Annotated in this window: 13 protein-coding genes; 10 read left to right on the forward strand and 3 right to left on the reverse strand. The window is 63.8% G+C overall.

Annotated features, from left to right (window positions below; translation table 11 throughout):
• The first annotated feature begins 51 nt into the window (after positions 1-51).
• Positions 52-1,131, forward strand: coding sequence for a Dyp-type peroxidase (locus CLV47_RS16420; RefSeq protein ID WP_202862644.1), 1,080 nt, complete (start codon positions 52-54; stop codon positions 1,129-1,131).
• Positions 1,128-1,973 carry a family 1 encapsulin nanocompartment shell protein gene (locus tag CLV47_RS16425; RefSeq protein WP_106350145.1) on the forward strand — a complete coding sequence of 282 codons (846 nt, stop codon included), beginning with the start codon at positions 1,128-1,130 and terminating at the stop codon, positions 1,971-1,973. The genes CLV47_RS16420 and CLV47_RS16425 overlap by 4 nt, the downstream gene beginning before the upstream one ends.
• Here the strand turns inward: CLV47_RS16425 and CLV47_RS16430 are convergent.
• Together CLV47_RS16430 and CLV47_RS16435 are read right to left on the reverse strand one after the other, a co-directional pair.
• Complete coding sequence (locus tag CLV47_RS16430) at positions 1,970-2,806, reverse strand: SDR family oxidoreductase (RefSeq protein ID WP_106350146.1); 837 nt, start codon at positions 2,804-2,806, stop codon at positions 1,970-1,972. The genes CLV47_RS16425 and CLV47_RS16430 overlap by 4 nt on opposite strands.
• Positions 2,807-2,875: 69 nt before the next feature.
• A complete protein-coding gene (locus CLV47_RS16435) occupies positions 2,876-3,607 on the reverse strand; it encodes an SDR family NAD(P)-dependent oxidoreductase (RefSeq protein WP_106350147.1) in 732 nt (243 codons plus the stop codon).
• A gap of 101 nt (positions 3,608-3,708) precedes the next feature.
• Here CLV47_RS16435 and CLV47_RS16440 point away from each other — a divergent pair, with 101 nt between their 5' ends.
• Both CLV47_RS16440 and CLV47_RS16445 read left to right on the forward strand, forming a co-directional pair.
• Positions 3,709-4,557, forward strand: coding sequence for a helix-turn-helix transcriptional regulator (locus CLV47_RS16440; protein WP_106350148.1), 849 nt, complete (start codon positions 3,709-3,711; stop codon positions 4,555-4,557).
• 178 nt (positions 4,558-4,735) lie between these two features.
• Positions 4,736-5,278, forward strand: a complete 543-nt coding sequence (locus CLV47_RS16445; protein ID WP_106350149.1) for a DinB family protein — start codon at positions 4,736-4,738, stop codon at positions 5,276-5,278.
• On the opposite strand, the gene CLV47_RS16450 is transcribed toward CLV47_RS16445, so the two are convergent.
• The gene (locus CLV47_RS16450) at positions 5,275-6,423 is read right to left on the reverse strand and encodes a zinc-binding dehydrogenase (RefSeq protein WP_106350150.1); all 1,149 of its coding nucleotides are present in this window, start codon (positions 6,421-6,423) and stop codon (positions 5,275-5,277) included. The genes CLV47_RS16445 and CLV47_RS16450 overlap by 4 nt on opposite strands.
• Positions 6,424-6,698: 275 nt before the next feature.
• On the opposite strand from CLV47_RS16450, the gene CLV47_RS16455 reads away from it, so the two are divergent.
• From CLV47_RS16455 to CLV47_RS16480, 6 genes are all read left to right on the forward strand, one after another.
• The gene (locus tag CLV47_RS16455) at positions 6,699-8,042 is read left to right on the forward strand and encodes a polysaccharide deacetylase family protein (protein WP_106350151.1); all 1,344 of its coding nucleotides are present in this window, start codon (positions 6,699-6,701) and stop codon (positions 8,040-8,042) included.
• Positions 8,043-8,154: 112 nt separating this feature from the next.
• A complete protein-coding gene (locus tag CLV47_RS16460) occupies positions 8,155-9,303 on the forward strand; it encodes a CaiB/BaiF CoA transferase family protein (protein ID WP_106350152.1) in 1,149 nt (382 codons plus the stop codon).
• Complete coding sequence (locus CLV47_RS16465) at positions 9,290-9,946, forward strand: TetR/AcrR family transcriptional regulator (protein ID WP_106350153.1); 657 nt, start codon at positions 9,290-9,292, stop codon at positions 9,944-9,946. The genes CLV47_RS16460 and CLV47_RS16465 overlap by 14 nt, the downstream gene beginning before the upstream one ends.
• Entirely contained in the window at positions 9,943-10,710 is a 768-nt protein-coding gene (locus CLV47_RS16470; RefSeq protein WP_106350154.1) for a crotonase/enoyl-CoA hydratase family protein, read from the forward strand. The genes CLV47_RS16465 and CLV47_RS16470 overlap by 4 nt, the downstream gene beginning before the upstream one ends.
• Positions 10,711-11,727 (forward strand): NADPH:quinone oxidoreductase family protein, encoded by a 1,017-nt coding sequence (locus CLV47_RS16475; protein WP_202862645.1) that lies wholly within the window; start codon positions 10,711-10,713, stop codon positions 11,725-11,727.
• Between the two features lie 56 nt (positions 11,728-11,783).
• A complete protein-coding gene (locus CLV47_RS16480) occupies positions 11,784-13,520 on the forward strand; it encodes an acyl-CoA dehydrogenase family protein (RefSeq protein ID WP_202862646.1) in 1,737 nt (578 codons plus the stop codon).
• Position 13,521 lies beyond the last annotated feature (1 nt).

Raw genomic sequence — 13,521 nt, forward strand, 5'->3', positions numbered from 1 at the left:
GCTGACGGGTGCAAAATGCGCGCCGCGTCGTCGCATGGCAGACTTTGATCCGTGTCTATCAACACCCCACCAGGCGACGCGCCGACGCCGCCCGCGCCCGAACCTCAGCCGGTGCTTGCTCCGCTGACGATCTCGGCTGGGTTTCTCGTCGTCAGCGTTCGCGACGCCGACGGCGTGGATGCGAGGGTGCTGGAGGTCGCGTCCGACATCAACTCGTTGGTGCGGGCCGTCGGGTTCCGGGCACCCGAAATGCAGTTGTCGTGTGTCGTCGGTGTCGGACCGGCGTACTGGGATCGAATTCGGCCAGACGGTGCTCCACGGCCCGCGGGTTTGCATCCGTTCAAGGCGCTCACCGGCGCCAAGCACAACGCGCCGTCGACGCCTGGCGACCTGCTTTTTCACATGCGCGCTAACCGGGCGGACCTCACTTTTGAGCTGGCCCGGCAAATTATGGACGCGTTCGGGTCGGACGTCACCGTCGAGGATTACGTCACCGGGCTGCGTTATTTCGAAGCCCGAGACATGCTCGGCTTCGTCGATGGCACCGAAAATCCGACAGGGCGTAGCGCGGCGACCGCCGCGATCGTCGACGCCGACGCCGAACCGGACTTCGCCGGTGGCAGCTATGTCGTGGTGCAGAAATACGTGCACGACCTGGAAGCCTGGGACGCGCTGGACACCGCGGAGCAAGAGCGCGTCATTGGCCGCACCAAGGTCGACGACATCGAGCTCGCGGACGACGTACAACCCACCAACTCGCACGTCACCCTCAACACGATCGAGGACGCTGACGGGACCGAACGCGACATCCTGCGCGCCAACATGGCCTTCGGGGACGCCGGGACCGGCGAGTACGGCACCTACTACATCGCGTACGCCGCGGATATCGCTGTGACCGAGCAGATGCTGGTCAACATGTTCGAAGGCAACCCGCCCGGCAACTACGACCGGATCCTCGATGTGTCGACCGCCGTCACCGGCACTCAGTTCTTCGCGCCATCGCTCGACATGCTGGAGAGTCTTGCCGACGAGCTGGCCGAAGCAGCCCCACAGCCTAATACGGACGAAGACGCGCGCCGTACCGTTGACGACAGCCTTTCTATCGGAAGCCTCAAGGGAGTTTCGCAATGACGACACCGAACGACGATCAGCTGGTCCAGACCGATATCGCGATCGCGGGCTCCAATTTGCACCGCTGGCTTGCGCCGGTGACCGAAGAGGCATGGGCCGAGATCGCCGAGGAAGCGACCCGCACATTCAAGCGCAACGTCGCCGGACGGCGGGTAGTCGACGTACGCGGCCCGCTCGGCTTCGAGACCGCGTCCGTGTCCACCGGGCACGTCACCGAAATCGCTTCGCCGCAGGACGGGATCCGCAGCCGCCTCAGAGATGTGGCGCCGCTGGTCGAGCTCAAGGTGCCGTTCACGGTCACCCGCGAAGCCATCGACGACGTACTGCGCGGCGCCAAGGACTCGGACTGGCAGCCAGTCAAGGACGCCGCGACTTTGCTTGCGCATGCCGAGGACCGCGCTATCTTCGACGGTTACGCGGCGGCACATATCACCGGCATTGGCCCGGGCTCAGACAACGCAAAAGTATCGCTGCCAGAGGATCCGCGCGACCTGCCGGACGCGGTAGCCACCGCGCAGACCGCGCTGCGTCTTGCCGGCGTCGAAGGCCCCTACTCGCTAGTGCTGGATGCCGATCTTTACACCGCGGTGTCCGAGACACGCGACCACGGCTACCCAATCCGTGAGCACCTCGAGCGAATGGTGCAAGACAAGATCATCTGGGCACCAGCGCTCAAGGGGGCCTACCTGCTGAGCACTCGCGGTGGTGACCACGAGCTGATCATCGGTCAGGACGTGTCGATCGGCTACCTCGAGCACTCGGCAGACGAGGTGCGCCTGTACCTCCAGGAGTCGATCACGTTCCAGAGTTACGCAGGGGAAGCCTCCGTCGTACTCGGCTAGTAGACGTAGTCGTCTCCGCTGGCACGCACGGTGATGTCGCTGATGCTGATACCCCACGGCTGGTCGATCACGTAGACAACGTTTTTAGCGAGCTCGGTCGGAGTGATGGCCCAGTACTGCACGTTGTCGGGGTCGGTCTCTGCCGTGGAAAGTTCGCCGGTCGCGAATTTCTGGCCGCTGGCCAAGTAGTGCTCCCGGCGGTTGCCCACGAGTCCGAGTATCGCGGCTTCGTTGACGACGGCGCTGGCCAAGTTGGTACCGGGAACGCCCGTTGGCTTCACGGTCGTGACCTTGATCTTGCCCTTAGCCTCGATCCGCAGCGAGTCCGAGAGACTGGTGACCGCGGCTTTCGTCGCGCTGTAGACGCCTGATCCCTCGATGCCGGCGTTGCCGTAGATCGACGAGATGTTGACGACGTGTCCGCGACCCTGCTTGATCATCTGGTCGTAGACGGCGCTGATCCCGTTGACGACCCCCTTGATGTTGACGTCAATCGCCCTGGACCACGCACGCGACGCCTCCTTGTGGTCGGCGAAGTAGGCGAGCGGCATGATGCCGGCGTTGTTGACGAGTACGTCGATCGCGCCGAATTTGTCGATGGCGTGCTGGGCAAGCCGGTCCGTCTGCCCCCTGTCGGTGATGTCGGTGACGACGCACTCGACGATCTGACCTTTGGCTCGAATGGCTTCCGCCATTGCTTTGAGGCCGTCTTCGTTTATGTCGGCGCCGACGACCTTGGCGCCGGCTGCCGCGGTCATTTCGGCGACGAGCCTGCCGAACCCGCTTCCGGCGCCCGTGATGACGATGACTTTGTCCGCAATATGGTTGGTCATTGTTTCCTTATCCCGGCCGTGAACGATGATTCAGTTCTCCAGGCTATCGGCGATGTCCACGACTCGCGATTACCAAGGGATCGGACCGGACCGATCGAAGTATCCGCCGGTCGGCCCATCTGGATCAGCGGTCGCGAGTGTCACGATCGCGTCGGTGCCTTCACGGACGGTCTGCGTGCCACGATGGTCGTTGAACTCGGTGTCGGTGTAGCCCGGATCGACCGCATTGACTTGTACGCCGTCGAGGGCTTTCGCGTACTGCGAGGTGATCATGTTGAGTGCGGCCTTGGACGAGGTGTAGACCAGCGATTTGAGCGTCGACTCGAACCGGTCGGAGTCGGTCGTGATGCCGAACGAACCCATCCCGCTGGACACCATCACGATCCGCGGCTGCGACGAGGCCCGCAACAGCGGGAGGAAGGCGCGCGTCATGCGCACCGGGCCGAGCACGTTGACGCCGTACACGGGGAGGAAGTCGGCGGGTGTCACCTCTTCGGTTTGGATCCAGCCTCCCGGAATGCCGGCGTTGTTGACGAGTACGTCGAGGTGGTCGTGCTCGGCGGCAACGGACTTTGCCGCAGCCTCGACCGAAGCGTCGTCGGTGACGTCGAGCTGGATCGGTCGCACGTCGGCATTGTGGCGCGAGAGTTCGGCTGCGACTGCTGCTGCCTGCTCGGCGTCCCGGGCGCCCAGCCAGACGGTCCAGCCGAGCGCGCCTAGCCGGCGCGCGGTCTCTCGGCCTAGTCCGCGGTTCGCGCCGGTGATGAGGACGGTGGTCTTGTTCGCTGTTGATGTAGTCATGCGCTCTAGCGTCAACGAGTTCGCCAATTCGATCCAGGACCGCAGAAGCCTAGGACCCGCGCTCCTAGGGAAAATGGGTCGCGGCGAGCGAGAATGGACAGATGAACCGTACTGAGCTCGCTCACGTTCTGCGGCGCGCCCGCGGCCGACTGACCCCGGCCGACGTCGGGTTGGCCGCCGGTGGGAGGCGTCGGGTCAGTGGCCTGCGCCGCGAAGAGGTCGCCTATCTTGCCGGTGTGAGTGTCGACTACGTCGTACGACTCGAGCAGGCGCGCGGCCCTCAGCCGTCGACGTCGGTCCTGTCGGCCCTTGCCCGAGCATTGCAAATGAGTGATGACGAGCGGGACGAGTTCTTTCATCTGGCAGGTAGCGCGCCGCCGTTACCGGGTCGGATCAGCGTGGTCGTGCGCCCGAGTATCCAGCGGCTAGTGGAGCGACTGTCGGATCTACCGGTCATGGTGATGAGCGCCAAGGGCGACATCCTGGCCTGGAACTCATTGTCAGCTGCGTTAGTGCGCGACTGGTCCGAGGTGCCGGTACGCGAGCGCAACATCATCTGGCAACAGTTCCTCGGCGACCCGGATCGGATCGTGTTTACCCCGCAAGAGCGCAAGGTCGCGATGAGCCAGTCGGTCGCGAGCCTGCGTGCGTGTGCGGCGCGCTATCCAGGCGATCCCGGACTTGCTTGGCTGCTTGCCGAGCTCCATCGGCGCAGCCCCGCCTTTAGCGAGTTATGGGAGTCTGGTGCGACGGCGCCGTGGCGCAGCTTTACCAAGACCTTCGCGCACCCCTCGATCGGGCCGATCACGCTGGACTGCGACTCGATGCATCTGCCCGATGCTGACCAGATGGTGATCGTGTACTCGGCCGGTGCCGGGTCGGGCGCCGCCGAGGCGCTCGAGTTGCTGCGCGTCATCGGGATCCAGCGGATGGACAGCGCCGAGCGTTAACTGGTGCGTGACTCATCGTCGGCGACATTCCTCGTATATCGGCGCATTTGTATTAATACGCAGCAGCGACCGCTTTCCCGCGCTGCGAGACGGTACAAATGTGGTCGGGCGAAGGTCGTCAGAATTTGTCGGTCAGTGGTTCTAAGGTGTCGATATCCATCAAGCATTAGGAGTCGACATGACCGAGTCCACCGAAACCACCCTCTCCGGCGAGCGCGCTGATCTCGTGCGGATGCTCGACGATCAGCGCCACAACTTCCTCATCACGGTGCGTGGGTTGAACGACGATCAGGCCCGCGCCAAGCCCAGCGCCAGCGATCTGACCCTTGGCGGGCTCGTCAGCCACGTTATGGACACCGAACGTCACTGGATCAAGACGATCGCCGAACCGGACGAAAACGCCGAGTTCGACATGGAGGGCGCGGCGGAGCAATACATCATGTCCGACGGCGACACTCTTGCGGTATTGCTCGAGCGGTACGCCGAGGTAGCGCGGGCGACCTCGCAGTTCATCGCGCAGATCCCGGACCTCGACGTACTTGTGCCGCTGCCGACCGCGCCGTGGTCGCCGCAGCGGCAGTGGTGGTCGGCGCGCTACATCCTGCTGCATGTCATTCGGGAAACGGCGCAGCATGCCGGCCACGCCGACATCATCCGCGAGTCACTCGACGGGGCGAGTACGACGATGCAGATGGGTGCCGACGCGGGGATGGAGTTCTAGCCGGCCGACGACGCGGGGTTGATCAGGTACTTCTCGCCGGTTGAGTGCTTGGCGTACGCCGCGATCGCGTCCAGCTGCAGTGCTTCCTGCAGCGAGACCTCTTTGGTGTAGTGGCTGGCGAAGGTGGTCTTCAGCTCGGCCGATACCCGCTCCTTCAAGCGGCGCGTGTCCTCGTCGCCGATTTTCTGCAGGAACGGCATGAGTAGCCAGCCGCCCATGCTCCAGGACATGCCGAACGCTCGGTTGAACTCTGTCGGGCCGCGGTTGAGGCCGCCGTAGATGTAGACCTGCTTGAACGTCGATGACCCGTAACGGCTGTAGCCGTCTTCTTTCTGGACCGCCGCTGCCTCCATGGCGGTGAGGATTTGCCCGGCCAGTTTGCCGCCGCCAATGGCGTCGAACGCAATCGTCGCTCCGGTCTCCACCAGAGCATCGATCAGGTCTTTCATAAACGTCGGCGAGCTGCTGTCGCAGACATGGGTTGCGCCGATTTCGCGCAGGAGTTTCTCCTGCTCGGGCTTGCGCACGATGTTGACCAGCGCGATTCCGTCCTTGATGCAGATCTTGTTGAGCATCTGGCCGAGGTTGGATGCGGCGGCCGTGTGCACCAGTGCGGTGTGCCCTTCGCGGCGCATCGTCTCGGTCATACCGAGCGCGGTGAGCGGGTTGACGTAGGACGAGGCGCCGTCGGCGGCACTCGCGTCGTCGGGCAACGGCATGCACGCGGCGACGTTCACACGCCGATACGTCGTATACATCCCGCCGCCGAGCAGCGAGACCTTCTTACCTAAGAGGTCCTGCGCCGCAGGCGAACTCCCAGCAGCGACCACCGTGCCGGCGCCTTCGTTGCCGACAGGCAGTGACTGGTCCAGTCGCGCGCCGAACCCGCGCATGGCGGCTTCCGGGATTTTCGCGGTGACCACGGGGCGCTCCGGCGTACCGGTTGCCTGTGCGGTCGACAGGTCGGCGGCTGCGAGCAGCAGACCGAGGTCGGACGGGTTGATCGGCGAGGCCTCGATCTGTACGACGACCTCGTTTTCTTCCGGTGATCCGATCGGCGTCTCGATCAGCGAAACCTCGACCTCGCCGGTGCTTTTGACGAGCGAGCGCAGGTCGAGGGTGTTCGTGGGATTGTCGTTGCTCATATGGCGGCTCCGTAGTCACGAGATTCGGCAGACGTTTAGTTGCAAGTTAAACATAGAAGACCTTCGGATCACGTTATCGAGACGTTGGTCTGGCCCGACGGCGCGAGCTCGGCCACCACCAAAGGATCATCAGCCGGAAGGGGCTCCCAATCCTTTCCGACACGCCCACCAACCACGGGCCTAGCCAGCGTGACAAGGAATAGTGGTTCCCGAACCCGGTCGAGAGATGGCACCTGGGCCGCTTCTTGCGACATCTCGCGACAGTTAGGACAGTCATGGGTAACCCGCTAGAGCGCACATCGAGACGACTGCGGAACTCGTCGCTGTGGCTTCGCGCGCTGCCGCTAGCGCTGACCGTGTTCCTCGTCGTGGCTTGCACTGCACGCAGCCAGGAGACCAAGGGCCCGCGGTCGTCGGAGGCTGCCGCGCCGTCCTCGTCGGCAGTATCAGGGGACGAGGATCTGATCGCCACGGCGAAACTACAGGCTGCCCAGTACGACTACGACGCGGCGGTCGCCACGCTTTCTAGCCTCGATAGCGCGGCGGCGCAGTCTGAGCTCGCCAGCGTGCAGGCGGCCAAGGCCCAGGCGGTCGCGTGGCCGGACAACACCACGATCCCGCACATCTTCTATCACTCTCTCATCGTCGACCCTGCCCGCGCGTTCGGCGGCAGCCAGAGCGTCGGGTTCAGCCAGTACATGGTGACTGTTTCGGAGTTCACCAAACAGCTGCAGCAGATCTACGCCAACGGCTTCGTTTTGATCCACCCCCAGCGAATTGCCACGTTGGGTCCGGGCGGGAAAATGACGCCAATCCCGATCGTGCTTCCGCCGGGCAAGAAACCATTGGTGCTCAGCCTGGATGACCTGAGCTACTACGAATACATGGACGGCCACGGGTTCGCCACCAACCTCGTCGTGAACGGCGACGGAAAGGTCGTCAACACCTACACCGACGCCGCAGGGAAAACGACCGAGGGTAACTATGACGTCGTGCCGATCGTCGACGATTTTGTCCGGCAGCACCCCGACTTCGCCTATCGCGGTGACAAGGGCTCGATCGGGCTCACTGGATATAACGGGGTACTTGGCTACCGGTCCAGCGTGAAAAGCTACGGCGACACCCCCGCCACCAAGAACGCGCAGGCTCAGGCAAAAGTGGTGGCCGACGCGCTGAAGGCAGAAGGATGGAACTTCGCCTCCCACACGTGGGGCCACATCAACATGACCAAAAGCAGTCTCGGCTGGATCACGACGGATGCGAAGCTGTGGGATACCGAAGTCCGGCCCATCGTCGGTGACACCCATGAGCTGATCTACCCGTTCGGCGCCGACATCTCTAGCGTCACGCCGTACTCCAACGCGAATCCGAAGTTCGCCTTCTTGCACGGGACCGAAGGATTCCAGTACTTCTTCAATGTCGATGCCTCGCGGCCCTTCTGGATGCAGATAGGCCCCGAAAGTGTGCGCCAAGCCCGGATCAATATCGACGGGATCACACTTCAGAAGACGCTCGACGGCAAGACGACAGTATTAGACCAGTTCTTCAACACGAAGTCGACGATCGACCCGCGCCGTCCACTGCCGGTCCCGTTGGGCGGCGGCGCACCTGGCGGCTGAGACACGGCACGGCGCGGGGCGACCTACTCGCCGAGGCAAGACTCCGAGTGAAACTAAGACATGATACCCAGTAGTATGTCGATGGACCTACCGTCGCGCGCTTGGAGTAGAAGTGACTTTGCCACTTGACGGACTTGTTGTTGTCGCGATCGAGCAGGCGGTCGCGGCGCCATACCTCACCTCGCGACTGGCTGACGCTGGCGCACGGGTGATCAAGGTCGAACGCCCACCGGGCGGTGACTTCGCCCGCGACTACGACTCTGTTGTTGAGGGCGACAGTGCCTACTTTGTGTGGCTCAACCGCGGTAAAGAGTCGATCGTGCTGGACTATTCCGACCCCGCCGATGCCGCACTCCTGCAGCGGATACTTGCGACCGCCGACGTACTGGTCCAAAACCTCGGCCCCGGTGCAGCGAAGAGGGCCGGCTTCGGGTGGGAAGAGCTGCGCGCGAAATATCCGCGGCTGATCACCTGCGATATCACCGGGTACGGCGAGGAAGGTCCGTACGCCGCGATGCGCGCGTACGACCTGCTCGTGCAGGCCGAGAGCGGCGTCGCCTCGGTGACCGGTACGCCGGACGCCCCCGGGCGGGTCGGAGTCTCGGCGGCTGACGTTGGCACCGGAATGTACGCCCATGCGGCGATTCTCGAAGCGATCATCAAGCGTGGGATCACCGGCGAAGGGAGCGCTCTTCACGTCTCGCTGTTCGACGCGATGGCCGACTGGATGACCGTGCCGCTGCTGCATTACGACTATGCCGGGACGATCTTTCCGCGAGTGGGGCTCGCGCATGCGACGATCGCGCCGTACGGTGCCTATCCGGTCGGTGGCGAGGTGGGCGAAGAAGAGACCGTGCTGATCTCGATCCAGAGCGACCGAGAGTGGCGCCGGCTGGCACTCGACGTACTTGGTCTTCCCGAGCTGGCCGATGACCCGTCGTTCGCGACCAACCCGCAGCGGTCCGCGCGCCGCGAGGAGCTCAACAAGAAGCTGTGCGCGGCGTTTGCGACCATCGTGCCGGACGACTTCCGCAGCGCGTTGCACGAGGCCAAGCTGGCGTTTGCCTCGGTCAACGACGTCACCGGACTATCGGTCCACCCACAGTTGCGTCGTACGACGATCACGACCGAGCACGGACACGCTAACTTGGTCGCGCCGCCGGTGCAGTTCCGCGGCGAGCCACGCGTGCTGGGACCGGCACCTGCGGTCGGGGAGCACGGCGAGGCGATTCGCAAGGAGTTCGCCGATGGCGCCAGTTGAGGACAAAAGGCTAGCGATCCTCGATGCGGCAGCCTCGGTCTTCATGCGCCTGGGTTTCGCGGCGACCTCGCTCGATGACATCAGCGAGGCGCTCGGCGCGACAAAAGGCACCTTGTACTACCACTTCCGCAGTAAGACGAGCCTGTTTTTTGCGGTGCAGCGACGTGCCATGGAGCTTCTCCAGGCCGCCATCGAACCGCTCGCACACTCCGACGGCAATGCGCGAGATCGGCTGGAGTCCATGGCATTCGCGCATTCGAAGCTGATGATGGAGGACATCGGTTACCTGCGAGTCGCCGGTCAGGGACTCGAGTTGCACCTGAGCGTGCGCACGTCGCAGGCCGAGCGTATCGAGCTGGATGCGATTACCGAACTGCGTGACGCTCATGAACGTCTCTATATCGAGGTCATCGCGGACGGGGTGGCGCGCGGTGAGTTCCGCGACGTGGATCCGCGGATTGTGGTCAAACCGCTGTTCGGGGCCCTGAACTGGACGTCGCGGTGGTACCAGCCGCGCGACAACGAAACGGCCCAGGATCGCGCCGCGCTTGCCGGCGAGATCGCGCGGTTCGCCGTACATGCCTTCCTGCCCGCGGTTGAGTCCGACGTACTTATTGCCCACTCCGAGGTGTCTCGCGCATGAGCAAAAAAATTCTGGTGGAGACCGCAGGTCCCGTCACGACCATCATCATCAACCGACCCGAGGTGCGAAACGCGCTCGACCGCGAAGCCGTCCTTGAACTAGGCGAGTCGTTGCGCGCGTTCGAGACTGACGATGAGGCAAAGGTCGCCGTGCTCTGGGGATCTGGTGGCGCGTTTTGCGCCGGTGCGGATCTCAAAGAGCTCGCCTCCGGCACCGTGTACGACGCGTGGGCCGGAGCAGACGGACCGCTCTCACGCCCACTGATTAAGCCGGTCATCGCCGCTGTCGCCGGTCATGCCTGCGCCGGCGGGCTGGGTCTCGCACTGTGGTGCGACCTGCGAGTCGCGGAGATGACTTCTTCGTTCGCCGTGTTGTCGCGTAGGTGGGGCGTGCCGATGAGCGACGGTACGACGGTCCGCCTGCCACGGCTGATCGGCACCGGCCGCGCGCTGGACATGCTGCTGACGGCCCGAATAGTTGCGGCCGACGAGGCGGCGGCGATGGGACTGGCGACACGCGTCGTCGCACCAGGCGCCGCCCGCCGCGAAGCCGAGGAGCTCGCCGCGCAGATCGCACAGTTCCCCGAGATCGCGATGCGTTCGGACCGGCAGTCGGCGTACGCGCAGGACGGCATGGACATCACCGCGGCACTCGAGCAGGAGGATCTGCTGGCTCGTGAAGCCAAGCTGGTCGAGGCGCAGGGCGGAGCGGCGCGGTTCGCTGCCGGAGCGGGCAGGCACGGAACAAAAGACGGGGCGCAGTAGATGAGCGAGACGATGCGGGCCGTGGTGTGTCACGGCTTTGACCGGCCAGAACAAACCATCGTCGAGACGGTTCCTGCGCCTGCGATGATCGCCGGTGGCGTACGAATCGAGGTGCACTCATCCGGGGTCAGCTTCGCAAACCTACTGGTACTCAAGGGAAAGCACCAGAACCGGGCGGAGCCACCGTTCACGCCCGGCACCGAGGTAGCCGGGATCGTCGTTGAGGTCGGGGACGATGTCACGCGGTTCGCGCCCGGCGACCGGGTCGTCGCCGGACTGCAGACCGGCGGATTCGCGCAGCAGGTCGTCGTACCGGCGCGCACCGTTTTTGCGCTACCGGATGCCATCGACTTCGACTCGGCGGTGCACTTCTCGACGATCTACGCGACGGCGTACGCGTCGCTAGTCTGGCGCGCGCCGCTACAGAACGGCGAGACGCTGCTCGTGCACGGTGCGGCTGGCGCGAGCGGTCTGGCGGCTGTGGAGATCGGCAAAGCCCTTGGTGCACAAGTGATCGCGACCGCCGGATCGGAAGAGAAACTCGCAACTGCGCGGTCCCATGGAGCCGACCTGACCATCAACTACCGTGCTGGCGGCTTCCGGGAACAAGTCCTCGAAGCCACTCACAATCGTGGTGCGGACGTCATCTTCGACCCCGTTGGGGGCGCGACATTCGATGAGTCGCTGCGCTGCGTCGCGCCGGACGGCCGGCTCATCCCCATGGGGTTCGCCAGTGGCGACATTCCCGAGATTCCGGCAAACATCCTGCTTGTGAAGAACGTGACTGTCGTCGGGCTCTACTGGGGCTACTACATGGGCTGGGCACGCGTCCTTCCTCCGTCGGGCGTCGAGGACGACGTACGTCGCGCGTTTGAGGAAATGTTTGCGTGGTTTGGCGAAGGCAAGCTGCGTCCGGTGACGGACAGCACCTTCGGTCTTGATGATTTTGCTCTGGCGCTCGAGCGCGTCTCCGCGCGCAAGGTCATCGGCAAGGTTGTGCTGCGGCCGCAAGACTGAGGTTCACCGTCTGTGCGTGCAATCGGTATATAAGGGGAAAGTATGAGGCACCAGCTGTGAGTACTAAAGACATCGCGCTCGATGTGCGTGGACAGAACTTCTTCATGTCCGATCGGTCATTTCAGTCGGTTTTGCCGTTACGGTTGGACGCCGCGGCGTACCAGCACCTAAGGCCGCATTTCGAGCGGCTGGGGGAACTGGCCGGCGGGCGCCTGGATGAATTGGCGGAGGCGGCGGACAAGAACCCGCCCGTGCTGCATCAACGCGATCGATTCGGCCGTGACGAGGACTGGATCGAATACCATCCGGCGTACCGCGAGATGGAGCAGATCGGCTTCGGCGAGTTCGGCCTGCACGCAATGACGCATCGGCCCGGAGTTCTTGGCTTGGACGGCGTGGCCCCGCACACCGCGAAATATGCTCTGCAGTACCTCTTCTGCGAGGCGGAGTACGGGATCATGTGCCCGATTAGCGCGGGGGACACGACGATCTATCTGATCCGCAATTACGGGAGTCCCCAATTACAGGCCCGGCTACTGCCGCGGATGCTGTCCCAGGACGTCGACACGTATTGGCGTGGGTCGCAGTTCCTCACTGAGACCGCTGGCGGCTCCGATGTCGGTGCGGCCGAGACCGTCGCTACGCCGTACGACGTCGACGAGGACGGTGTCGAGCGATGGACTCTCACCGGCGATAAATGGTTCTGTTCGCACACCGATGCCGACGCCTGCATCATCATCGCGCGGCGGCACGACGGGCCGTCCGGGACCAAGGGCCTGAGCCTGTTCGTGCTGCCGAAAACTCTTGAGGACGGCACCCGCAACTCTTATCGGATCGTGCGGCTGAAAGACAAGCTGGGCACTCGCTCGATGGCCAGCGGCGAGATCAAACTCAACGGCGCGATCGCCTACCTGCTTGGTGATCCGCACAACGGGATCAAGCAGGCCATGGCGCAAGTGAACCTGTCCCGGCTCTCCCATGCCGTTCGCGCTGCTGGTCGGCTACGACGCTGCGTCACCGAGGCGCTCGCCGTGGCGCGTAGCCGCAATGCGTTCGGTAAGGGAATCATCGAGTTTCCGCTGCTGCGCCGCCAGTTGATGAAACTCATGGTGCCGTCCGAGCAGGCGCTGTCGATGACGATGTTCACGGCGCAGGCGATGGACGCGGGCGAGGAGGACTTGCTGAGAATCCTCACGCCGCTGATCAAGCTGCGAGTGTGTCGCGACCTCGTTGAAGCTGCGAGTACGACGATCGAGCTGCGCGGTGGCAACGGCTACATCGAAGACTGGTCCAACGCGCGGATCTTCCGGGATGCGCAGATCGGGCCGATCTGGGAAGGTACGACCAACATCAACGCGATCGATACCGTCGGGCGCGCCGTCGCCCGCGAGGGTGCGCACAAGGTGCTCGCCGATCGGCTGCGCGAACTTCTCGATGAGTCCGAGGTGCCGGCTACGTTCAACGTCGAGCTGCATGGCCTGGTGGACAAGGCTTTTGCGGCTCTCGACCGGTGCGCGCATGACCCGGATCAGGAGCAGAACTTCCGGATTGTCTCGACGTTGACCTACCACGTCGTGAGCGCCGTACTTCTCGCGACGGAGGGTGCGCAGATAGCCCGACAGGCCGGTGATGCACGCAGGCTACTTTTAGCAAGGCAGGTCGTCGACCACTGGATCACGCCTGTCGACCCGTTCAACCCGACGGCGACCCCCGAGGATGCCGAGATGGTCGAACTGCTCCTCACTGAGGAACCGGTAAATATTGAAGCAGCAACTCGATTGATAGGTGGTTAAC

Source organism: Antricoccus suffuscus (assembly GCF_003003235.1).
GTDB classification, from domain to species: Bacteria; Actinomycetota; Actinomycetes; order Mycobacteriales; family Antricoccaceae; genus Antricoccus; species Antricoccus suffuscus.